Source organism: Streptomyces sp. NPDC005070, assembly GCF_053600395.1.
The window spans coordinates 38,410-59,412 of record NZ_JBSFZS010000032.1 but is presented as its reverse complement, the minus strand read 5'-3'; the positions used below and the strand labels follow the sequence as shown (position 1 = coordinate 59,412).

The following is a 21,003-nucleotide window of genomic DNA, read 5'->3' as shown; positions in this document are numbered from 1 at the left end:
AAGGGAGTAGCATCCGCGCATCGGGCGGGGACGATCAGCCCGACCGCACGATGTCCGTACGACGCTGACGTCTCGGAGGAAGAATGCAGCCGACCGCCACGGTGCTGGTCTACAGCGACAACTCCAACACCCGCGCGCAGGTGCGGCTCGCCACCGGGCGCAGGCCCGCCCCGGACGCTCCCCTCGTCGAGTTCGTCGAGTGCGCGACACCGGCCGCCGTCATCAGGGAGCTCGACAAGGGCGGCATCGACGTCTGTGTCCTGGACGGCGAGGCGGTGCCGATGGGCGGCATGGGGGTGTGCCGGCAGATCAAGGACGAGATCTTCAACTGCCCGCCCGCGCTGGTGCTCATCGGACGCCCGCAGGACGCCTGGCTGGCCACCTGGAGCCGTGCCGACGCCGCGGTGACCCTGCCGGTCGACCCGGTGGAGTTCGCCGCCTCACTGGCCTCCCTGCTGCGTCGCAGGAATCTTCTGAGCGCCTGAGCTACACGCGCCCCGCCAGGGCCTGTCCGCACCCTCCCGTCGTCCGTACGGCGGAAGATCGGCGGACAGGCCCGGGGCGCGCACTCACACGCTCTCGGGGCGCAGTCTGGCGCGCTGGGCGAGGCTGGGGGCGTCGGGGGAACCGGCCACCAGCGCGCTGCCCTCGCGCCAGTTCTTCCAGTCGAGGTTCCAGTCGCCGAAGCCGTTGCCGAAGGCGTCCATCGTCTTGCCGTCGGAGTTGACGACCTTGACGATGTCGCCCTCGTTGAACGTGTTGAAGAACCACTCGGCGTTCGCGGTGCTCATGCCGGTGCAGCCGTGGCTGACGTTCGCGTACCCCTGGGAGCCGGTCGACCAGGGCGCGGCGTGGACGTACTCACCGCTCCAGGTGACCCGGGTCGCGTAGCGCACCTCCAGGTCGTAGGAGTCCGAACTGCCCTCGGCTATGCCGATGCTGGTACCGCGCATCCGTACGAGGGACTCCTTGCCGAGCACGACCTTGACGCCGTTGCGGGTGTCGAAGCCGGGCTTGCCCGTGGTGACGGGGATCTCCTTGATGTCCTGGCCGTTGCGGTAGACGGTCATGGAGTGGGTGGCGGCGTCGGTCAGGGCGACCATGCTGTCGCCCGTGGTGATCTTCACCGTCTTGGCGTCGCCGCCCCACAGGCGTTCGCCGATCCTGACGCCGGCGAGGTTGCTGTGGGCCGTGATGCCGGCGTGGGCGGGCCAGTACTCCTTGGGGCGGTAGTGCAGCGTCTTGTCGTCCACCCAGTGCCAGGCGCCGTCCACCGCGGGGGTGGAGTCGACCCGGAGGGCGCGTTCGACGATCGTGCGGGCCGCCTTGTCCTTGACGGGGGCGCTGAGTTCGGCGGTTATCGGCTGGCCGACGCCGTATCTGCCCGTCTTGGGCCCGAACTCGACGTTCAGCAGCGCCTTCGTCTTCGGCGTACTGGTGTCGAAGCCGATGACCTTGCGGCCGGGGGCGCCGTCCTCGTCCTCGGTGCTGACGCGCACCGTGTAGTGAGCGCCCGCGGCGAGGGGTGAGGTGCTGTGCCATCGGCTGCCGTCGGCGGCCAGCTCGCCGGCGACGTAGCGCCCCGACCCGTCCGTGGCGGTCACGTCGGTGATGCGCCCCTCGTCACTCTCGGAGGTGATTTCCAGGGGCTTGTCGGGGTCGACCTTGGTCTGCTTCTTGCTGTCCTCGGAGAGGCCCTTGAACGAGATCTGTCCCGCCGCGTCGTACGGCTTCGCCGAGAGCGGGTGGTCGTCGGAGCCGCAGGCGGCTGCGCCGGCGCCGAGGGCGACCACCAGCGCGGTGCAGCTGACGACCGTGCGGATGCGCGGTGAGTGGTTCATGAGTCCACGCTATGGACGCCCGTCAAGCACGGCGCGCCGGGTGAGCCGAGCGAGGGACACAAGTCGCGGCAAACGAGGGAGCCCGGACTCTCCTGACGGAGTGTCCGGGCTCCCGGGCGTTCAGCGCGTGCTACTGGGTGCGGTTCTCACCGTGGTAGTACTCGAAGACCCAGCCCCACAGGCCGAGCATGATCAGCGGTGCCGAGAAGTACAGCAGCCACCAGCCGAAGACGACGCCCAGGAAGGCGAGCGCGCCACCGGTGCCGAGCGCGAGCGGCTGCCAGCTGTGCGGGCTGAAGAAGCCCACCTCGCCGGCCTCGTCCGCGACGTCGGCCTCCTTGTCGTCCTGCGCCATGGCGTCGACCCGCCGGGCCGTGAAGGCCAGGTAGTAGCCGATCATCATGCTCAGGCCGAAGCCCATGAAGAGGGCCGTGGTGCCGGCCGGCTCCTTGGACCAGACGCCGTAGACGATCCCCATGATGAGGATGAACAGCGCCAGCCAGATGAACATCTTGCCTTGGACCTTCACTTGCCGGCCTCCTTTCCGCCAGGAAGGGCCGACGAACCGTGACCGGCGTTCTCGAGCTGGTCGAGAGCGGCGATCTCCGGGTGGTGCAGGTCGAACGCCGGGGATTCACTGCGGATCCGCGGCAGGGTGAGGAAGTTGTGCCGCGGCGGCGGGCAGGAGGTCGCCCACTCGAGCGAACGGCCGTAACCCCACGGGTCGTCGACCTCGACCTTCTTGCCGTACTTGGCGGTCTTCCACACGTTGTAGAGGAACGGCAGGATCGACAGGCCGAGCAGGAACGAGCTGATCGTCGAGACCGTGTTCAGCGCGGTGAAGCCGTCGGCCGCGAGGTAGTCCGCGTAACGACGCGGCATGCCCTCGGCACCCAGCCAGTGCTGCACCAGGAACGTGCCGTGGAAGCCCACGAACAGCGTCCAGAAGGTGACCTTGCCGAGACGCTCGTCGAGCATCTTGCCCGTCATCTTCGGCCACCAGAAGTGGAAGCCGGAGAACATCGCGAACACCACGGTGCCGAACACGACGTAGTGGAAGTGCGCCACCACGAAGTAGGAGTCGGACACATGGAAGTCCATCGGCGGCGAGGCCAGGATGACGCCGGTCAGACCACCGAAGGTGAAGGTGATGAGGAAGCCGACGGCCCAGAGCATCGGTGTCTCGAAGGACAGCGAGCCCTTCCACATCGTTCCGATCCAGTTGAAGAACTTCACGCCGGTCGGTACGGCGATGAGGAACGTCATGAAGGAGAAGAACGGGAGGAGGACGCCCCCGGTGACGTACATGTGGTGCGCCCACACGGTCACGGAGAGACCCGCGATCGCGATGGTCGCGCCGATCAGGCCCATGTAACCGAACATCGGCTTGCGCGAGAACACCGGGATGACTTCGGAGATGATGCCGAAGAACGGCAACGCGATGATGTACACCTCTGGATGGCCGAAGAACCAGAAGAGGTGTTGCCAGAGCAAGGCTCCGCCGTTTGTCGCGTCGAAGACGTGCGCTCCGAATTTTCGGTCCGCCTCCAGGGCGAACAGCGCCGCGGCGAGGACGGGGAAGGCCAGCAGCACCAGAACCGCGGTGAGCAGGACGTTCCACACGAAGATCGGCATACGGAACATCGTCATGCCGGGAGCGCGCATGCAGATGATCGTGGTGATGAAGTTGACCGCGCCGAGGATGGTGCCGAAGCCGGAGAAGGCCAGACCCATGATCCACATGTCGGCGCCGATGCCCGGCGAGCGGACCGCGTCCGACAGCGGACTGTAGGCGAACCAGCCGAAGTCGGCCGCGCCCTGCGGGGTGAGGAAGCCACCGACCGCGATCGTCGAACCGAAGAGGTACAGCCAGTAGGCGAACATGTTCAGCCGCGGGAACGCCACGTCGGGCGCGCCGATCTGCAGCGGCATGATCCAGTTCGTGAAACCGGCGAACAGCGGCGTCGCGAACATCAGCAGCATGATCGTGCCGTGCATCGTGAACGCCTGGTTGAACTGCTCGTTCGACATGATCTGCAGTCCGGGACGCGCCAGCTCGGCACGCATGAGCAGCGCCATGACGCCGCCGACCAGGAAGAACGCGAACGACGTCACCAGATAGAGCGTGCCGATCGTCTTGTGGTCGGTGGTGGTGAGCCACTTGATCACGACGCTGCCGGGCTGCTTGCGCCGCACCGGCAGCTCGTTCTCGTACGAGTCTTCGGCGGCGGCACCCTGGGGTTCGTTGAGGATGCTCACAGGTTGTTCGTCTCCCGGTTCTTCTCGTGGCCCGTCTGCTCAATGCCGGCCGGGACGTAACCGGTCTGTCCCTTCGCCACGAGCTCCTTGAGGTGGGCCTCGTAGCGCTCGGGGGAGACGACCTTCACGTTGAAGAGCATCCGGGAGTGGTCGACGCCGCACAGCTCGGCGCACTTGCCCAGGAAGGTGCCCTCACGGTTGGGGGTCACCTGGAAGGAGTTGGTGTGGCCCGGGATGACGTCCTGCTTCATGAGGAACGGCACCACCCAGAAGGAGTGGATGACGTCCCGCGAAGTGAGGATGAAACGGACCGTCTTGCCCTTGGGGAGCCAGAGGGTCGGACCCGGGTTGCCCGTCTGCGGGTTCCGCGTTGCGGGAGTGCCGACGTCGTAGACACCACCGGCGTTCGCCGGGAAGTCCGTCTTGAACCGGTCCGGAATGGCGGCCAGGTTCGGGTCGGTCTTGGCGTTCCCGGAAGAACCGGGGACGTCCTCGACGTAGTTGAAGCCCCAGCTCCACTGGAAGCCGACCACGTTGACCGTGACGTCGGGCTTCGGCTTGAGGCTGAGAAGCTTCGTCTCGTCGCGTGCCGTGAAGTAGAACAGCACCGAGACGATGATGAGCGGGACCACCGTGTACAGCGCCTCGATGGGCATGTTGTACCGGGTCTGCGGAGGAACTTCGACCTTGGTCCGGCTGCGCCGGTGGAAGACGACGCTCCACAGGATCAGGCCCCAGACCAGCACGCCCGTGGCGAGCGCGGCCGCCCACGAGCCCTGCCAGAGGGAGAGGATCCGCGGAGCCTCCTCCGTGACCGGGGTGGGCATACCAAGGCGGGGGAAGTCTTCCCAGTTGTACGAGCAACCAGTGGCTGTCGCCAGGACCAGGCCCGCAGTCATTGCCTGCAGCAGCTTCCGCCGCATCGGGCGCCGCGGCGAGCGGTCGGAGCCGTTGGGACTCACGTAGCGCCTTCCCGAGAGTCTCGCCCGCGCTGTTGGCTGCGGCCTTCTCGCTGGTCGGTCGCCGCCCTGCGTCGGGCAGGGGTTTGGATGTTTATGCGGACCAAACCCTACTGGACGCTATTTGGGGTCGCGCGGGGAGGGTGCCCAACGCGCCGCCCGACTCCCCGAAGGAGTGCTGTTTGACCTGGAAGCCCCTGTCAGAGCACCTGGAATGCCCCAGTCCGGATGGCTTCTGACGCCCCCTTGGAAGGGCCGGCGGCGGGCGGTCGCGGGCCCTCGCGGAGCTAGCGTGGGGGTGTGTCCTACTTCGACGCCGCGTCCGCGGCCCCGCTGCATCCCGTCGCCCGGCAGGCCCTGCAGGCCTCGTTCGACGAGGGGTGGGCCGATCCCGCCCGTCTCTACCGTGAGGGAAGGAGGGCCCGGCTGCTGCTCGACGCGGCGCGCGAGGCGGCGGCCGAGGCGGTGGGCTGCCGCCCCGACGAGCTGGTCTTCACCCCCTCCGGCACCCGCGCGGTGCACTCCGGGATCGAGGGTGCGCTGGCGGGCCGGCGACGCGTCGGACACCACCTGATCGTGTCAGCCGTCGAACATTCGTCGGTACTGCATTCGGCGGACGCGCACGAGGCGTCGGGCGGTGCGGTGACCCGCGTTCAGGTCGCGCGCACCGGAAGGGTGTCCCCTTCTTCCTACGCCGAGGCCCTGACCCCCGGCACCGCGCTGGCCTGCCTCCAGTCCGCCAACCACGAGGTGGGCACGGAGCAGCCGGTGGCCGAGGTGGCACAGATGTGCCGGGAGGCAGGAGTGCCGCTGCTGGTGGACGCGGCCCAGTCGCTGGGCTGGGGACGGGTGGAGGGCGACTGGTCCCTGTTGGCGGCGAGCGCCCACAAATGGGGAGGCCCCTCGGGTGTCGGCCTGCTCGTCGTGCGCAAGGGCGTACGGTTCGCGCCCCAAGGGCCCGTGGACGAGCGGGAGTCGGGGCGGGCGGCCGGGTTCGAGAACATCCCCGCGATCGTCGCCGCGGCGGCCTCGCTGCGTGCCGTCCGGGCGGAGGCGGCGGTGGAGGCGGCACGGCTGCGTGAACTGACGGAGCGGATCCGGGCGCGGGTGCCCGCCTTGGTGCCGGACGTCGAGGTGGTCGGCGAAGCGGTCCGCCGGCTCCCGGGGATCGTCACCTTCTCCTGTCTCTATGTCGACGGAGAGACTCTGCTGCACGAACTGGACCGCGCGGGCTTCTCGGTCTCCTCGGGCTCGTCCTGCACGAGCAGCACCCTGATCCCCAGCCATGTCCTGAAGGCCATGGGTGTCCTGAGCGAGGGCAATGTCCGGGTGTCGCTGCCGCCCGGTACCGCGGAGGAGGACGTCGACCGCTTCCTGTCGGTGCTCCCGGGCGCGGTCTCGGGCGTCCGCGAGAAGCTGGGGGCGCCGACGGGGGTGACGAAGGTGCCCGCGTCCGCCGACGCGCTGGTGGTCGACGCGCTGGGCAGGCGCTGCCCGATCCCCGTCATCGAGCTGGCCAAGGTCATCGGGGACGTACCGGTCGGCGGCACGGTCCGCGTCCTGTCCGACGACGAGGCGGCCCGCCTCGACATCCCCGCGTGGTGCGAGATGCGGGGCCAGGAGTACGTCGGAGAGGAACCGGCGGATCGCGGCTCGGCCTACGTGGTCCGCCGGCTGTCGTAGGTCGTGGCACCGCGAACCGGGACCCCGGCCTCCGGGGGCACCGGGCGGGCCCGCCTCCCCCGGACAGAGCTCCGGGCCCGCCCCGTCGTACGGAGGCGGGCCCGGACCCGGGTCTGCTGCGCGGGTCTAGGACAGGTGCGCCCGGACCTCGGTGGCGGCGTCGTCGCCGTACGCCTTGGTGAAGCGGTCCATGAAGTGGGCGCGGCTGAGCTGGTACTCCTGCGTGCCGACCGTCTCGATGACGAGGGTGGCGAGCATGCAGCCGACCTGCGCGGCGCGCTCCAGGTCGACGCCCCAGGCGAGACCGGAGAGGAAGCCGGCGCGGAACGCGTCGCCGACGCCCGTCGGGTCCGCCTTGAGCTCCTCCTCGGGGCAGCCGACCTCGATCGGGTCGTGGCCGACGCGCTCGATGCGGACACCGCGCGAGCCGAGGGTGGTCACCCGGTGGCCGACCTTGGAGAGGATCTCCGCGTCGTTCCAGCCCGTCTTGGACTCGATGAGCCCCTTCTCGTACTCGTTCGAGAAGAGGAACGTCGCGCCGTCCAGCAGGACCCGGATCTCGTCGCCGTTCATGCGCGCGATCTGCTGCGAGAAGTCGGCGGCGAACGGGATCGCGCGCGAGCGGCACTCCTCGGTGTGGCGGAGCATCCCCTCGGGGTCGTCCGCTCCGATCAGGACGAGGTCGAGACCGCCGACCCGGTCCGCGACGGCCTTGAGCTCGATGAGGCGGGCCTCGCTCATCGCGCCCGTGTAGAACGAGCCGATCTGGTTGTGGTCGGCGTCCGTGGTGCACACGAAGCGCGCGGTGTGCAGCACCTCCGAGATGCGCACGGAGGCGGTGTCGACGCCGTGCCGGTCCAGCCAGGCGCGGTACTCGTCGAAGTCGGAACCCGCGGCTCCCACCAGGATCGGGCGGGTACCGAGCTGCCCCATGCCGAACGCGATGTTCGCGCCGACCCCGCCGCGGCGGACATCGAGGTTGTCGACCAGGAAGGAGAGGGAGACCGTGTGCAGCTGGTCCGCGACGAGCTGGTCGGCGAAACGGCCGGGAAAGGTCATGAGGTGGTCGGTGGCGATGGAGCCGGTGACTGCGATACGCACGGCTAGGACACGCTCCTGCGAGGGGAGGGGATTGACAGTTAACGCTACCGGGTCCGCACGCGACCCCTGAAGGGCCAAAACTACCCGATAGTAGATCTTTCTTCGTGACGGCAACGGTGCATACGGTTCCGGTATGACGAACCTCAAGGTCCACGGCACTGCTTCGCTCGGCCCGGTCGGCGACGTGGAAGGCGATCTGGCGTCGCTGCGCGGCGACTGCGCCCGGATGGCCGGTCACTGGTCGGCCCCCGCACCTGTTCCCCCGCTCCATGTCTCTCCCTCCCTCATCCACGGCGTGACCGTTCCGCCCGCCTCCGCGCGGCTGCTGGACGCGATGTCCGACTACGGCGACTGACCGGCGGCGTCCGTTCGGCGCCGCCGTACGGGTGAGAGCCCGGCGGCGCCGACCGGGTGAAGAAGGGGTGCGCTCGCAGGGAACCGTGCGCTCCCCCGCTGCGTCCCATCGCCGTCCCCCGTAAAAGGGATGTGCCATACGACCCTGGAGTGCCCGTCATCGACAGGGCCGGGTCATGGGACTGCAGTGGAGCCGAAGGAGCGATGCGGTGAGCACCGAGCGACCCGACAACGACGCGACCGATCCCGCCGGGAGTCACGCCGAGGGTCCCGCCGAGGAGGCGACCGAGAACACCGCCGAGGCCGCCCCGGCGAACACCGCCGCGGATCCCGCCGACAGCACGGCGGAAGACTCCGCCGGGGACCGGACCGAGGACCACGCCGAGGTTTCCGCCGGGGACCGGACCGAGGACCACGCCGAGGTTTCCGCCGGGGACCGGGCAGACGGTCCTGCCGGGGACGCTGACGACGGGGTGGTGGAGGACCCCGCCGGGGACCGGGCCGGGGTTTCCGCCGGGGAGCAGGCGGAAGGTTCCGCCGAGGAGGCCGCCGACAGCACGGCGAAAAACCACGCTGCGGATGCCGAGGACGCGGCCGCTCCCGGCACGCGCGGCTCCGTCGCGGGCTCCGGAGAGGAAGCCGACTCGGGTTTCGGCCAGGGCTCCGGCGAGCAGGCCGACACGAGTTCCGGCCAGGGCTCCGGCGAGCAGGCCGACGCGGGTTCCGGCCAGGGCTCCCCCGGTTCCGCCGCTTCCCTCGAGGGTTCCGACGCGGGTGTCCCGGAGGGCTCCGGCGGCGGTGGGGCCGGGGAGACGTCCCGGGACGAGCACCCCGAAGTCGCCGTCCTCAGGAACGGCTCGGGCACCGTCGAGGGTGACGGGGCCGGTGGGGGCCGCCGGCGGCAGACCCCGGTGCTCGTCGCCTCGGTCGTCGCCGCCGTGTTGCTCATCGGGGGCGGCGGCGCCTACTTCGCCACGACGGCGTCCGGCGGCGGCCGTTCCGGCACCCCCGGCGCCGATGGCACTCCCCCGCCGCTCGCCCTCGACGGCTACGCCGCGAGCACCACGGGCGACGGGTCCACGGGCGGTACGGCGGGCATCGCGCCCGGCGAGCCCAACCCCTACGGCACGACGTACCGCGCGAGCGGCACACTCCCCACCGGCCCCGGCTCGGCGCACGTGCAGTGGGCCGAGGGCCGGGTGAGCCGCGCCGAGGTGGCGCGGCTCGCGAAGGCTCTGGGCCTGGCGGGAACGCCCCGGCTCGCCGGGGACGCCTGGACGGCCGGCACCGCCAAGGACGGGACCGAGCCGAATCTGCGGGTGACCGCCGACGCCCCGGGAACCTGGACCTACAGCTCCGCCCTGCCGGGAGGCGACAACTGCGTCAAGGTCACGATGTGCGGCCCCGCGGGCTCCGGCTCCTCGGACTCCGACTCCTCGCGCTCCGGCTCCGCGCCGGGCCCGGTGAGCGAGGCGGCGGCCGAGAAGGCGGCGGCGCCCGTGCTGAAGGCGGTGGGCCAGGACGACGCGAAGCTCGACGCGAGCCAGCTCATGGACCGGGTACGGGTCGTGAACGCCGACCCGGTCGTGGGCGGACTGCCCACGTACGGCTGGACGACCGGGCTGCGGATCGGCACGGACGGTCATGTCGTGGGCGGCAGCGGCCAGTTGAAGACACCGGTGGAGGGAGACGCGTACCCGGTCGTCGGCGCGCGGAAGACGCTGGACGAGATGAACGGGTCGGCGCCGGCGACGGGCGGCGACCGGCGCATGGGCATCGGCGGCTGCGCGAGCCCCGTACCGCTGAAGGACCGGGACGAGATGCCGTGCGAGCACCCCTCCCCGGAGCCGAGGGACACGGCGGTGACCGTCGAGAAGGCCACCTTCGGACTGGCGGCGCAGCGCGCGAACGGGCGGCAGGCGCTGGTGCCGTCCTGGCTGTTCGAGGTGCGGGCGCCGGGCGCGCAGGACACATACACGGTGACGCATCCGGCGGTCGACCCGGCGTTCCTGGCCTCGCCGGAATCGCCGGCGGCGCCAAGTGCCGACCCGACCGTGCCGGCACCGTCCGGCGAGCCCTCCTCACCGGCGGCCACGCGTGACGTCGGCGTCCAGGGCTACACCGCCGACGGCAGGGACCTGACGGTCGACTTCACCGGCGGGGTGTGCGCCGACTACACGGTGTCGGCGAGCGAGAGCTCCGGCAAGGTCACCGTCACCGTGACGGAGAAGCCCTGGAAGAACAAGGTCTGCATCATGATCGCCAAGTTCTACGAGAAGACCGTGCGCCTGGACGAGCCGCTGGGCGGCCGCGAGGTCGTGGGCAGCGACGGCAAGGCGGTCCACCACGGACGCGTCAATATCCCCGAGGCGTCGGGAGCCACGTCGGCGGGGCCCCGGTAGCGGCCGGCCGGTCCCGGACACGCGAAGGCGGCGTCCCCCTCACAGGGGGACGCCGCCTTCGTCCGTACTCCGCGTGTACGCGCCTTCGCCACGGGCCGTGGACCAGGCCCCGGGGGCGGACTAGCTGAAGGAGTCGCCGCAGGCGCAGGAGCCCGTCGCGTTCGGGTTGTCGATCGTGAAGCCCTGCTTCTCGATGGTGTCGACGAAGTCGATCGAGGCGCCGCCCAGGTACGGGGCGCTCATGCGGTCGGTGACGACCTTCACACCGTCGAAGTCCTTCACGACGTCGCCGTCGAGCGAGCGCTCGTCGAAGAAGAGCTGGTACCGCAGGCCGGAGCAGCCGCCGGGCTGAACGGCGACGCGCAGCGCCAGGTCCTCGCGGCCTTCCTGGTCGAGCAGGGCCTTGATCTTGGCCGCAGCGGCGTCGGACAGGATGATGCCGTCGTTCACGGTGGTGGTCTCGTCCGATACGGACATCTGCTTCTCTCCCGGGTTGTACGGAGACTGCTTGCCGCAGGTTGCAACCCGCGGGGCCGCGGATTCATTCCGGGCCGAGCTCTTGTTCTTCTGCCTTCTCTTCTCATGCTCGCACATGCGCCCGCGCACGAACACCGGCCTGTGGACAACCCCACGGACACCCGGGTGTCACCCGCCGGAGAGGCGACCGGGATTCACGTCACATGGACGCTATGGCCATCGTCAACGTGACGTGAAGCGGTTATGATAGATAGCGTCAAATAGACGAAAAGGCATCGTACCGCCGGCCTGTTCCGCGAGGAGCCCGGCGACCCGCAGAACAGAAAGGGTGCGTGTCGTGACCACCGCCCAGACCCAGGAGCTCGACGTACAGCCGACGCCCCTCGCCCTGCTGCTGCTCGGCCGCCAGGCCGACCCGAAGAGCGAGCGGGGCGTCGAGTGCCCCGGCGACCTGCCCTCGCCGTCCGACCCGGACCTGGTCGAACGCGCGCGGGCGGCCAAGGAGAAGCTCGGCGACAAGGTCTTCGTGCTCGGCCACCACTACCAGCGCGACGAGGTCATCCAGTTCGCTGACGTCACGGGTGACTCCTTCAAGCTGGCCCGCGACGCGGCGGCCCGCCCGGAGGCCGAGTACATCGTCTTCTGCGGTGTGCACTTCATGGCGGAGTCCGCCGACATCCTGACGGACGACGCCCAGAAGGTCGTCCTGCCGGACCTCGCCGCGGGCTGCTCGATGGCCGACATGGCCACCGCCGAGCAGGTCGCCGAGTGCTGGGACGTCCTGACCGAGGCCGGTATCGCCGAGCGGGTCGTGCCCGTCTCGTACATGAACTCGTCCGCGGACATCAAGGCGTTCACCGGCAAGCACGGCGGCACGATCTGTACGTCGTCGAACGCCCAGCGCGCCCTGGAGTGGGCCTTCGAGCAGGGGTCGCAGGTGCTGTTCCTGCCCGACCAGCACCTCGGCCGCAACACCGCCGTCCGCGACATGGGCATGTCCCTGGACGACTGCGTGCTCTACAACCCGCACAAGCCGAACGGCGGGCTGACCACGGAGGAGCTGCGCGGCGCGAAGATGATCCTGTGGCGCGGCCACTGCTCGGTGCACGGCCGCTTCAGCGTGGACTCGGTGAACGACGTGCGCAAGCGCATCCCGGGCGTCAACGTCCTCGTGCACCCCGAGTGCAAGAACGAGGTCGTCGCGGCGGCGGACTACGTCGGCTCCACCGAGTACATCATCAAGGCCCTGGAGGCCGCCCCGGCCGGCTCCAAGTGGGCGATCGGCACGGAGCTGAACCTCGTACGGCGTCTCGCGAACCGGTTCGCGCCCGAGGGCAAGGAGATCGTCTTCCTCGACAAGACGGTCTGCTTCTGCTCGACGATGAACCGCATCGACCTGCCCCACCTGGTGTGGACCCTGGAGTCCCTCGCCGAGGGCAACCTCGTCAACCGCATCGAGGTCGACAAGGAGACCGAGGCGTTCGCGAAGCTGGCGCTGGAGCGGATGCTGGCGCTGCCGTAGCCGCCGCCCCCGCACGTACGTGACATGGAAGAGGCGCCCCTCCTGACCGAGGGGCGCCTCTTCTCTTTCTTTTCCTTCTTTGCCGGAACCCGATCAGACTTCGGCCGGCTCCGGGGACTTGTCCTCGTCGCCGACGGCACTCTTGTCGGTGCCGACGCCGGACTTCGCCTCGCGCTTCGCCGCCCGCTTCTTCGTCCGGCGCTCCTTGCGCAGTTCGATCATCGCGTAGAGCGTCGGGACGAGCAGCAGCGTCAGCAGCGTCGAGCTGATGAGTCCGCCGATCACGACCACCGCGAGCGGCTGCGCGATGAAGCCGCCCTCACCGGTCACGCCCAGCGCCATCGGCAGGAGGGCGAAGATCGTCGCCAGCGCCGTCATCAGGATCGGGCGGAGCCGGTGCCGGCCACCCTCGATCACGGCCTCGACCACGCCGTAGCCCTGCGCCCGGTACTGGTTGACGAGGTCGATCAGCACGATCGCGTTCGTCACCACGATGCCGATGAGCATCAGCATGCCGATCATCGCGGGGACACCCATCGGGGTGCCCGTGGCGACGAGCAGGCCGATCGCGCCGGTCGCCGCGAACGGGATCGACACGAGCAGGATCAGCGGCTGGACCAGCGAGCGGAACGTCGCCACGAGCAGCATGAAGACGATCGCGATCGCCGCCAGCATCGCCAGGCCCAGGTTCTTGAACGCGTCGCTCTGGTCCGAGGAGACACCGCCGATCGACGCCGTGGCACCGGCGGGCAGCTTCAGCTTCGCGAGCTTCGCCGTGAGGTCGTTGCTGACCGCGCCGGTGTTGTCGCCGGTCGGCCTGGCGGTGATCGTGGCGGCCCGCTGGCCGTCGATCCGGGTCATCGAGACCGGCCCGTCGACCAGCTTCACGTCCGCGATGTCACCGAGCTTCACCGCGCCGAGCCGCAGCCCGCGCAGCTCCGCGATCGTGGTGACGGGCTTCGCGGACTTGATGACGACGTCCCGCTCGGTGTCGTCCAGGATCGCCTTGCCGCTGGTGGTTCCGCGGACCGCCTGGCCGACCGCCGCGCCGAGCGTGGCGTCGTCGAAACCGGCCGCCGCCGCCTTGGAGTTGGCCTTGACCGAGATGCGCGGCACGCTCTGGGAGAGGTCGCTCGTGACGTCGGTGACGTCGTCGAGCTTCGCGACCTCGTCGCGGACCTGGCCGGCCGCCTTGCGCAGCACGTCCCCGTCCGCGGCCTTCACGACGACCTTGAGGTCCTGGCTGCCGAACCCGTCGCCGGCCGCGACCGTGATGGTGCCGGCGCCGGAGAGCTTGCCGAGCTCCTTCTCCACGCGGTCCTGGACGTCCTTCGAGGACGCGGAGTCCGCCAGCATGATCTGGTACGACGCCTGGTTGGTGTCCGTACCGCCGCCGAAGGCCGCCATGAAGCCGGAGGAGCCGATGGTGACCTGGTAGTCCTTGACGCCCTTGACGCCGTCGAGGAGCTTCTCGACCTTCTTCGCCTGCGCGTCGGTCTCGGCGAGGCTGGTGCCCGGCTTCAACTGCTGCTTGACGGTGAGGACTTCCTGCTCGCCCTGGTCGAAGAAGTTCGTCTTCAGCAGGGGTGCCATGCCGAACGTGCCGACGAGGATCGCGGCCGCGATCAGCACGCTGGTCAGCCTGCGGCGGGTGGCGAAGCGCAGCACCGGGACGTAGAAGCGCTGGAGACGGCTGCGCTCCTCCTTCTCCTCGGCCTTGCGGCGGGCCTCCTCGGCGTCCGCAGGGGTGCCCTTGGGCGCGCGCAGGAACCAGTACGAGAGCACCGGGACGACCGTCAGCGAGACGAGCAGGGACGCGAGGAGCGCCGCCGTGACCGTGAGGCTGAAGGAGCCGAACAGCTCACCGACCATGCCGCCGGTCAATCCGATCGGCAGGAAGACGGCGACCGTGGTGAGCGTCGAGGAGGTGACCGCTCCGGCCACCTCGCGGACGGCGGTGAGGATCGCCTCCTGGCGCTCCTCGCCGTAGCCGAGGTGCCGCTTGATGTTCTCCAGGACGACGATCGAGTCGTCGACGACCCGGCCGATCGCGATGGTGAGCGCGCCCAGCGTCAGCATGTTCAGCGACAGGTCGCGGGTCCACAGCACGACCAGGGCCAGCACCACGGACAGCGGGATGGACACCGCGGTGACCAGCGTGGAGCGGACCGACGCCAGGAAGAGCAGGATGACCAGGACCGCGAACAGCAGACCGAGGGCGCCCTCGGTGGTCAGCCCGTGGATGGACTTGGAGACCGCCGGGCCCTGGTCGCTGACGACGGTGATCGTCGAGCCGGCACCGAGGTCGGCGCGCAGGCCGGGGAGCTTGTCCTTGACCGCGTCGGAGATGGCGACGGCGCTGCCGTCGTGGTCCATGGTGACCATCACGGCGAGGCTCGGGCTGCCGTCGGTGCGCGTGATGGAGTCGGCCTTGGCCGGCTCCTGCTTCACGGTGGCGACGCTGCCGAGGCGCACCGGCTTCCTGCCGGGCTGTCCCACGACCATCAGGTCCTGGATCTGCCCCAGCGAGGTGAAGCCGCCGCCGACCCGCACGGTGTGGTTGCTGCCGTCCTCGTCGAAGGAGCCGGCCGGGACGGTCGCTCCGCCGGTCTGGAGGGCCTGGCCGAGGGCGGCCGTGGTGAGGCCGGCCTTCGCCAGCTTCTTCTCGTCGGGCGTGACGGTGACCTGGAGGTCACGCACACCGGTGACCGCGACCCGGCCGACGCCGTCGATGCCGTCGAGGGCGGGGACGACCGTGCGGTCGAGCTGGTCGGCCAGGGCCTGCTGGTCCTTGCCGGAGGTGACGGCGAGGACGACGGTCGGCATGTCGTCCGTCGAACCGGCGATGACCTGCGGGTCGACGTCGTCCGGGAGCTGGGCGCGAGCCCGGTTGACGGCCTGCTGGACGTCGGCGACGAGCTGCTTGGTGTCGTTGCCGTAGTCGAAGGACGCCATGATCACGGCGTTGCCCTCGCTGGCGGTGGAGGTGACACCGGTGATGCCGTCGACGGCTTCGAGGTTGTCCTCGATGGGCTCGACGACCTGCTTCTCGACCACATCCGGAGACGCACCCTGGTACGGCGCGAGCACGGACACCATGGGCAGTTCGATGGTGGGCAGCAACTGCTGCTTGAGCTGGGGGATCGCTATCGCCCCGAAGACGAGCGCGATGATCGACATCAGCCCTATGAGGGCCCGCTGCGCGAGGCTGAATCTGGACAGCCAGGACATGGGTGGTGGGTCTCTTTTCCGTGGTTCGAGCGGAACGCGGGGGACGGGGGAACTCCCCACGTCACACCTTGGGTCATGGACGGGCGGTGATCCGTAGCCCCTGGGTCCATTTCCTTACCCGGAACCTACTCCAGCCGCAGTACGCGCAGGTAACGCTCAGTCCACCCTCGGGCGTACCAGCCCCGACTCGTACGCGATGACCACGAGCTGAGCCCGGTCACGGGCGCCGAGCTTGGCCATGGCCCGGTTGACGTGCGTCTTCACCGTGAGCGGACTCACTTCGAGACGCTCGGCGATCTCGTCGTTGGAGTGGCCCGCGGCGACCTGGACGAGCACCTCGCGCTCGCGCCCGGTGAGCGCGTCGAGCCGCTCGGAGCGGACGGCACCCGGCTCGTCGTCGTCGCCCCGCGCGAGGAACCGGGCGATGAGGCCCTTGGTCGCGGCCGGGGACAGCAGCGCCTCTCCGCCCGCGGCGATCCGGATGGCGTTCAGCAGTTCCTCGGGCTCGGCGCCCTTGCCGAGGAACCCGGACGCGCCGGCGCGCAGCGACTGCACGACGTACTCGTCGACCTCGAACGTGGTCAGCATCACGACGCGTACGTGCGCGAGGCCCGGGTCGGCGGTGATCTGACGGGTGGCGGCGAGTCCGTCGGTGCCCGGCATCCTGATGTCCATCAGCACCACGTCGGCCCGCTCCTCGCGGGTCACCGCCACGGCCTGGGCGCCGTCGGAGGCCTCCCCCACGACCTCCATGTCGGGCTCCGAGTCGACCAGCACGCGAAAGGCGCTGCGCAGCAGCGCCTGGTCGTCGGCGAGCACGACTCGGATCGTCATACGGGGTCCCCCAGGGCAGTCGCGTGGTTCTTGACCGGAAGGATCGCATGGACGCGGAAACCGCCTCCGTAGCGGGGACCGGCCGTGCAGCTCCCGCCGATCGCGGTGACGCGCTCGCGCATGCCGAGCAGCCCGTGGCCGCCGCCCTCCGGCGGCCCGGTGTCCGCTCCGGGGCCGTCGTCCTCCGCTCCCGGGCCGGTCTGCTGTCCCGGGACGGTCTCCCCGCCGCGGCCGGTGCCGTGTCCCGGGCCGTTGTCGAGGACGGTCACCTCCAGCACCGGCCCGACGCGGACCACGCTGACCTCGGCCTTCGCCCCCGGGCCCGCGTGCTTGCGCACATTGGTCAGGGCCTCCTGGATCACCCGGTACGCGGCGAGGTCGGCGGCCGCGGGCAACGCCGTTCCGGAGTCGGAACGGGCCACCTCGACGGGGAGCCCCGCGTTGCGGAAGGTGTCCGCGAGCTCGTCGAGCCGGGCCAGCCCGGGGGCGGGCTCGGTCGGAGCCTCGGGGTCGCCGGACTGACGCAGCAGGCCGACGGTCGCGCGCAGTTCGTTCAGCGCGGACCGGCTCGCCTCCCGTACGTGGGCGAGCGCCTCCTTGGCCTGGTCGGGGCGCTTGTCCATGACGTGGGCGGCGACTCCGGCCTGCACGTTGACGAGGGCGATGTGGTGGGCGACGACGTCGTGCAGATCGCGGGCGATCCGCAGCCGCTCCTCGGCGACCCGGCGGCGCGCCTCCCCCTCCCGGGTGCGCTCGGCCCGCAGGGCGCGTTCCTTGATCGCGTGGACGAAGGCACGCCGGCTGCGGACGGCGTCACCGGCCGCGGCGGCCATGCCGGTCCAGGCGAAGACGCCGAGGTTGTCCTGGGCGTACCAGGGCAGCGGCCCGGCGAGCATGGCGACCGCCGTCAGGACCGTCATGGTGACCAGGCCGACGCGCCAGGTGGTGGGGCGGTCGGTGGACGAGGCCACGGTGTAGAGGGCGACGACGGCGGACATGGCCACCGGGGCGCGGGGGTCGGCGGTCACCAGTTCCACCAGGGAGATGCCGACGGTCGCCGCGAGGACCTTCATCGGCGCGCGGCGGCGGAAGACCAGGGCCGCGGCCGCGAGGACCATCAGGGCGAGGCTGAGGCCGTCCGGGGTGCGGGCGCTCCAGGTCGTACCGTCGGAGCCGTGCGGGTCGACGAAGGACCCGGCCACCATGGCGACGAGGACGCCGGCCGCAACGGCGGCGTCCAGGGCGAGGCGGTGGTCCCGCAGCCAGTCCCTCGTACGCTCCAGGGTGCTCATCCGGTCCACGGTACGGGGCTCTGCCGGGCCGGGAACCCGCCGGTACGGCACCGCTGCGGGCCCGGCCCGATTCCCGGCCGGGGCGCGGGCCGGCCCCGGCGTCCCGGGCGGCGCCCGGAACGCGGGGAGGTCAGCCGGGGATCAGACCGTCGTCGCTGAGCATCTCGCGGACCTCTTCGAGCGTGGCGTCCGGAGACGGGAGGATGAGCTCCGACGGCTCCAGCGAGTCGTCGGGGAGCGGGCTCCCGGCATCGCGCACCGCGTCCAGGAGGGCCGCCAGAGTGCGGCGGAAGCCGGACTCGTCGCCCCTCTCCATCTCGGTGAGCAGCTCGTTGTCCAGCTTGTTCAGGCTGGTGAGGTGGCTGTCGTCCAGCCTCACCTGCCCCTCCCCCATGATCCGTACGATCATGTCGCCCTCCTCAGGCATGGGCCCGCCAGGTCACTGCTTGTCGAAGCGCGGAGTGTCCTGCTGCTGAGACGACTGGGACTGGCCGTTGCCGCCCTCGATCGCCTGCTGCTGCGACGAGGAACCGCCGGCCAGCTCGGCCTTCATGCGCTGCAGCTCCAGCTCCACGTCGGAGCCGCCGGAGATCCGGTCCAGCTCGCTCTGGATGTCGTCCTTCGCCAGCCCGGACTGATCGTCCAGGGCCCCGGAGGCGAGCAGCTCGTCGATCGCGCCGGCCCGCGCCTGGAGCTGCGCGGTCTTGTCCTCGGCGCGCTGGATGGCGAGCCCCACGTCGCCCATCTCCTCGGAGATGCCGGAGAAGGCCTCGCCGATCCGGGTCTGTGCCTGGGCCGCCGTGTACGTCGCCTTGATCGTCTCCTTCTTCGTACGGAAGGCGTCGACCTTGGCCTGCAGACGCTGGGCGGCGAGGGTGAGCTTCTCCTCCTCGCCCTGCAGGGTCTGGTGCTGCGTCTCCAGGTCGGTGACCTGCTGCTGGAGCGCGGCGCGGCGCGACAGCGCCTCGCGGGCGAGGTCCTCGCGGCCGAGCGCGAGGGCCTTGCGCCCCTGGTCCTCCAGCTTGGAGGACTGGTTCTGGAGCTGGTTGAGCTGAAGTTCCAGACGCTTGCGGCTCGTCGCCACGTCGGCGACGCCGCGCCGGACCTTCTGGAGCAGCTCAAGCTGCTTCTGATAGGAGTAATCGAGGGTCTCGCGCGGGTCCTCGGCCCGGTCAAGGGCCTTGTTCGCCTTCGCGCGGAAGATCATCCCCATACGCTTCATGACACCGCTCATGGGCTTCGCGCGCCCCCTTCTGACGGACTCCGGCTCCAGGTACTGCAACAGGACCCACAGTACGGGCCCTGCATCCATTACCGCACTGTTCGGGGACGGATGCGCTCATCCCCAAGGACGACTGCGCCCGCCACCGCTCCGGCGTAAGGAGTAGGTGGCACCCGGGGGGCACCCCGGGGCGACGTCCCCTCTGTCCAGCACAGACGCACGGTGTTGCCGGATCGTTCCCCACTCGATCGACGTCCATGCCCGCCGACCCCGTACCCTTGGGTTTTGTGTTCCGTAGCCGTGCGAAGGAAGAGAAGGCCCCCGCCGACAAGGCGCCGGTGACCGACTCCACAATGACCCGTGACCCTCAGGCCCCCAAGGGCCGCCCCACGCCGAAGCGCAGTGAGGCCCAGACCCAGCGCCGCAGCGTCGCCCAGACGCCGACGACGCGCAAGGAGGCCGCAAAGCGCCAGCGCGACGACCGCCGTACGGCGATGGAGCGGCAGCGCCAGGCTCTCGCCAACGGGGACGAGCGTTATCTGCCCGTGCGCGACAAGGGCAAGATGCGCCGGTTCGCGCGCGACTACGTGGACTCGCGGCTGTGCGTCGCCGAACTCTTCCTGCCGCTGGCCGTGATCATCCTCATGCTGAGCGTGGTGCCGGTCGCCGTTCTCAAGAACGTGGCGCTGCTGCTCTGGCTGGTCGTCATCGTGATGATCGTTGTCGACTCGTTCGTCATCGCGATCCGCCTGAGGAAGCAGCTCAACGCGCGCTTCCCGGACGAGAACACGAAGGGCGCCGTCCGCTACGCGCTGATGCGCACGCTCCAGATGCGTCGACTCCGGCTGCCGAAGCCGCAGGTCAAGCGCGGAGAGCGGCCCTGAGCACTACGTCGTTCTCCGGGGGCGCGGCGGATGCCTGGCTGAGCAGGCTGGGCGGGCTGCGGGATGTCGTACGACAGGAACTGGTGGCCCGGCAGCTCGATGAGCAGATAACCGGGCGGTATCCGGTGGGACAGCGCCTGCGGGTGCTGGACGTCGGGGCGGGCCAGGGCACGCAGGCCCTGCGGCTCGCGCGGGCCGGCCACCAGGTGACCGGCCTCGAGCGGGACGCCACGATGATGTCCGTGGCCCGTGAGTCGCTGGCCGCGGAGCCCGAGGGCATCCGGAGCCGGGTGCGCCTCATCGAGGGCGACGGGCACGAGACCGGTGTGCACTTCCTGCCGGGCAGCTTCGACGTGGTGCTGTGTCACGGCGTCCTGATGTACGTCGAGGAGCCGGACGCCCTGCTGGCCGGGCTGGCGCGGATGCTGGCCCCGGGCGGGCTGCTCTCGCTGCTGGTGCGCAACGCGGACGCGCTGGCCATGCGGCCGGGGATCGGCGGGGACTGGGCGACGGCCCTGGTCTCGTTCGACACGACGGCGTACACGAACCGGCTCGGTCTCGACGTCCGCGCCGACCGTCTCACCACGCTGACCGGCACGCTCGCCGGGATCGGGGCCCCGCTGCACGCCTGGTACGGGGTGCGCGTCTTCACGGACACGGCGTCCGACGGCGCCCCGGTGCCGCCGGACGCGGAGGCCATGCTGGCCGCGGAGGAGCGGGCCGGCCGGACGGACCCCTACCGCCAGGTGGCGGCCCTCCTCCATCTGTGCGGCGTGCGGGGCTGAGGGCCCACGGTCGCCGACCGGCTCCGAGCCGTTGACGGGTCCCGGCCGCTGCCGGGTCCGGAGCCGTCGGCCGGTCCCGGGGCGCCGAACGGTCCCGAAGCCCGTACCGGTTCGCCGGGCGGACCGCCGCCGGTGTCGCTCGCACGGGTGCCGTGGC

The 21,003-nt window shown here is 70.4% G+C and carries 18 protein-coding genes; 7 read left to right on the top strand and 11 right to left on the bottom strand.

The window, feature by feature from the left end; all coding sequences use genetic code 11:
• Positions 1-83: 83 nt before the first annotated feature.
• On the top strand, positions 84-485 hold the full coding sequence (locus tag ACWEBX_RS13730) for a hypothetical protein (protein ID WP_451885053.1): 402 nt from the start codon (positions 84-86) through the stop codon (positions 483-485).
• Positions 486-569: 84 nt separating this feature from the next.
• Here ACWEBX_RS13730 and ACWEBX_RS13725 read toward each other — a convergent pair whose 3' ends face one another.
• The 4 genes from ACWEBX_RS13725 to ctaC form a co-directional block, all read right to left on the bottom strand.
• Complete coding sequence (locus ACWEBX_RS13725) at positions 570-1,841, bottom strand: Ig-like domain-containing protein (protein ID WP_451885052.1); 1,272 nt, start codon at positions 1,839-1,841, stop codon at positions 570-572.
• 130 nt (positions 1,842-1,971) lie between these two features.
• Positions 1,972-2,370, bottom strand: a complete 399-nt coding sequence (locus ACWEBX_RS13720; RefSeq protein WP_355765877.1) for a cytochrome c oxidase subunit 4 — start codon at positions 2,368-2,370, stop codon at positions 1,972-1,974.
• Positions 2,367-4,100 carry an aa3-type cytochrome oxidase subunit I gene (gene ctaD / locus ACWEBX_RS13715; RefSeq protein WP_384784736.1) on the bottom strand — a complete coding sequence of 578 codons (1,734 nt, stop codon included), beginning with the start codon at positions 4,098-4,100 and terminating at the stop codon, positions 2,367-2,369. The genes ACWEBX_RS13720 and ctaD overlap by 4 nt, the downstream gene beginning before the upstream one ends.
• Positions 4,097-5,062, bottom strand: a complete 966-nt coding sequence (gene ctaC / locus ACWEBX_RS13710; RefSeq protein WP_451885051.1) for an aa3-type cytochrome oxidase subunit II — start codon at positions 5,060-5,062, stop codon at positions 4,097-4,099. The genes ctaD and ctaC overlap by 4 nt, the downstream gene beginning before the upstream one ends.
• A gap of 297 nt (positions 5,063-5,359) precedes the next feature.
• Here ctaC and ACWEBX_RS13705 point away from each other — a divergent pair, with 297 nt between their 5' ends.
• Positions 5,360-6,742: an aminotransferase class V-fold PLP-dependent enzyme gene (locus tag ACWEBX_RS13705; RefSeq protein ID WP_451885050.1), complete on the top strand. Its 1,383-nt coding sequence runs from the start codon at positions 5,360-5,362 to the stop codon at positions 6,740-6,742.
• Between the two features lie 126 nt (positions 6,743-6,868).
• Here the strand turns inward: ACWEBX_RS13705 and ACWEBX_RS13700 are convergent, their stop codons facing one another.
• Positions 6,869-7,843, bottom strand: a complete 975-nt coding sequence (locus ACWEBX_RS13700) for a carbohydrate kinase family protein (RefSeq protein WP_451885049.1) — start codon at positions 7,841-7,843, stop codon at positions 6,869-6,871.
• Between the two features lie 133 nt (positions 7,844-7,976).
• Between ACWEBX_RS13700 and ACWEBX_RS13695 the strand changes: the two genes are divergently transcribed.
• Complete coding sequence (locus tag ACWEBX_RS13695; protein WP_451885048.1) at positions 7,977-8,198, top strand: hypothetical protein; 222 nt, start codon at positions 7,977-7,979, stop codon at positions 8,196-8,198.
• A 208-nt stretch (positions 8,199-8,406) separates the two neighbouring features.
• On the top strand, positions 8,407-10,599 hold the full coding sequence (locus ACWEBX_RS13690; RefSeq protein ID WP_451885047.1) for a hypothetical protein: 2,193 nt from the start codon (positions 8,407-8,409) through the stop codon (positions 10,597-10,599).
• Positions 10,600-10,719: 120 nt separating this feature from the next.
• Here the strand turns inward: ACWEBX_RS13690 and ACWEBX_RS13685 are convergent, their stop codons facing one another.
• Positions 10,720-11,076 (bottom strand): iron-sulfur cluster assembly accessory protein, encoded by a 357-nt coding sequence (locus tag ACWEBX_RS13685; protein ID WP_451885046.1) that lies wholly within the window; start codon positions 11,074-11,076, stop codon positions 10,720-10,722.
• 337 nt (positions 11,077-11,413) lie between these two features.
• Between ACWEBX_RS13685 and nadA the strand changes: the two genes are divergently transcribed.
• Complete coding sequence (nadA, locus tag ACWEBX_RS13680) at positions 11,414-12,598, top strand: quinolinate synthase NadA (RefSeq protein ID WP_451885045.1); 1,185 nt, start codon at positions 11,414-11,416, stop codon at positions 12,596-12,598.
• Between the two features lie 93 nt (positions 12,599-12,691).
• Here the strand turns inward: nadA and ACWEBX_RS13675 are convergent, their stop codons facing one another.
• The 5 genes from ACWEBX_RS13675 to ACWEBX_RS13655 all read right to left on the bottom strand — a co-directional run bounded on the left by ACWEBX_RS13675 (position 12,692) and on the right by ACWEBX_RS13655 (position 19,189).
• Positions 12,692-15,829, bottom strand: coding sequence for an efflux RND transporter permease subunit (locus tag ACWEBX_RS13675; protein ID WP_451885044.1), 3,138 nt, complete (start codon positions 15,827-15,829; stop codon positions 12,692-12,694).
• 156 nt (positions 15,830-15,985) lie between these two features.
• Positions 15,986-16,663 (bottom strand): response regulator, encoded by a 678-nt coding sequence (locus ACWEBX_RS13670; protein WP_451885043.1) that lies wholly within the window; start codon positions 16,661-16,663, stop codon positions 15,986-15,988.
• Positions 16,660-17,955 (bottom strand): sensor histidine kinase, encoded by a 1,296-nt coding sequence (locus ACWEBX_RS13665; protein WP_451885042.1) that lies wholly within the window; start codon positions 17,953-17,955, stop codon positions 16,660-16,662. The genes ACWEBX_RS13670 and ACWEBX_RS13665 overlap by 4 nt, the downstream gene beginning before the upstream one ends.
• A gap of 130 nt (positions 17,956-18,085) precedes the next feature.
• Complete coding sequence (gene pspAA, locus ACWEBX_RS13660) at positions 18,086-18,364, bottom strand: PspA-associated protein PspAA (RefSeq protein WP_451885041.1); 279 nt, start codon at positions 18,362-18,364, stop codon at positions 18,086-18,088.
• A gap of 30 nt (positions 18,365-18,394) precedes the next feature.
• Positions 18,395-19,189 (bottom strand): PspA/IM30 family protein, encoded by a 795-nt coding sequence (locus ACWEBX_RS13655; RefSeq protein WP_388779202.1) that lies wholly within the window; start codon positions 19,187-19,189, stop codon positions 18,395-18,397.
• Positions 19,190-19,434: 245 nt separating this feature from the next.
• Here ACWEBX_RS13655 and ACWEBX_RS13650 point away from each other — a divergent pair, with 245 nt between their 5' ends.
• Together ACWEBX_RS13650 and ACWEBX_RS13645 are read left to right on the top strand one after the other, a co-directional pair.
• Positions 19,435-20,061 (top strand): DUF3043 domain-containing protein, encoded by a 627-nt coding sequence (locus ACWEBX_RS13650; protein ID WP_451885040.1) that lies wholly within the window; start codon positions 19,435-19,437, stop codon positions 20,059-20,061.
• An 83-nt stretch (positions 20,062-20,144) separates the two neighbouring features.
• Positions 20,145-20,846 (top strand): class I SAM-dependent methyltransferase, encoded by a 702-nt coding sequence (locus ACWEBX_RS13645; protein ID WP_451885039.1) that lies wholly within the window; start codon positions 20,145-20,147, stop codon positions 20,844-20,846.
• Positions 20,847-21,003: the final 157 nt, after the last annotated feature.

Excerpts from the sequence above, each read along its gene's own strand:
- pspAA (WP_451885041.1), bottom strand. The coding sequence starts at position 18,364 with ATGATCGTACGGATCATGGGGGAGGGGCAGGTGAGGCTGGACGACAGC.
- ACWEBX_RS13665 (WP_451885042.1), bottom strand. The coding sequence starts at position 17,955 with ATGAGCACCCTGGAGCGTACGAGGGACTGGCTGCGGGACCACCGCCTC.
- ACWEBX_RS13730 (WP_451885053.1), top strand. The coding sequence starts at position 84 with ATGCAGCCGACCGCCACGGTGCTGGTCTACAGCGACAACTCCAACACC.
- ACWEBX_RS13685 (WP_451885046.1), bottom strand. The coding sequence starts at position 11,076 with ATGTCCGTATCGGACGAGACCACCACCGTGAACGACGGCATCATCCTG.
- ACWEBX_RS13670 (WP_451885043.1), bottom strand. The coding sequence starts at position 16,663 with ATGACGATCCGAGTCGTGCTCGCCGACGACCAGGCGCTGCTGCGCAGC.
- ACWEBX_RS13655 (WP_388779202.1), bottom strand. The coding sequence starts at position 19,189 with ATGAGCGGTGTCATGAAGCGTATGGGGATGATCTTCCGCGCGAAGGCG.
- ACWEBX_RS13695 (WP_451885048.1), top strand. The coding sequence starts at position 7,977 with ATGACGAACCTCAAGGTCCACGGCACTGCTTCGCTCGGCCCGGTCGGC.
- ACWEBX_RS13650 (WP_451885040.1), top strand. The coding sequence starts at position 19,435 with ATGCCCGCCGACCCCGTACCCTTGGGTTTTGTGTTCCGTAGCCGTGCG.
- ACWEBX_RS13725 (WP_451885052.1), bottom strand. The coding sequence starts at position 1,841 with ATGAACCACTCACCGCGCATCCGCACGGTCGTCAGCTGCACCGCGCTG.
- ACWEBX_RS13675 (WP_451885044.1), bottom strand. The coding sequence starts at position 15,829 with ATGTCCTGGCTGTCCAGATTCAGCCTCGCGCAGCGGGCCCTCATAGGG.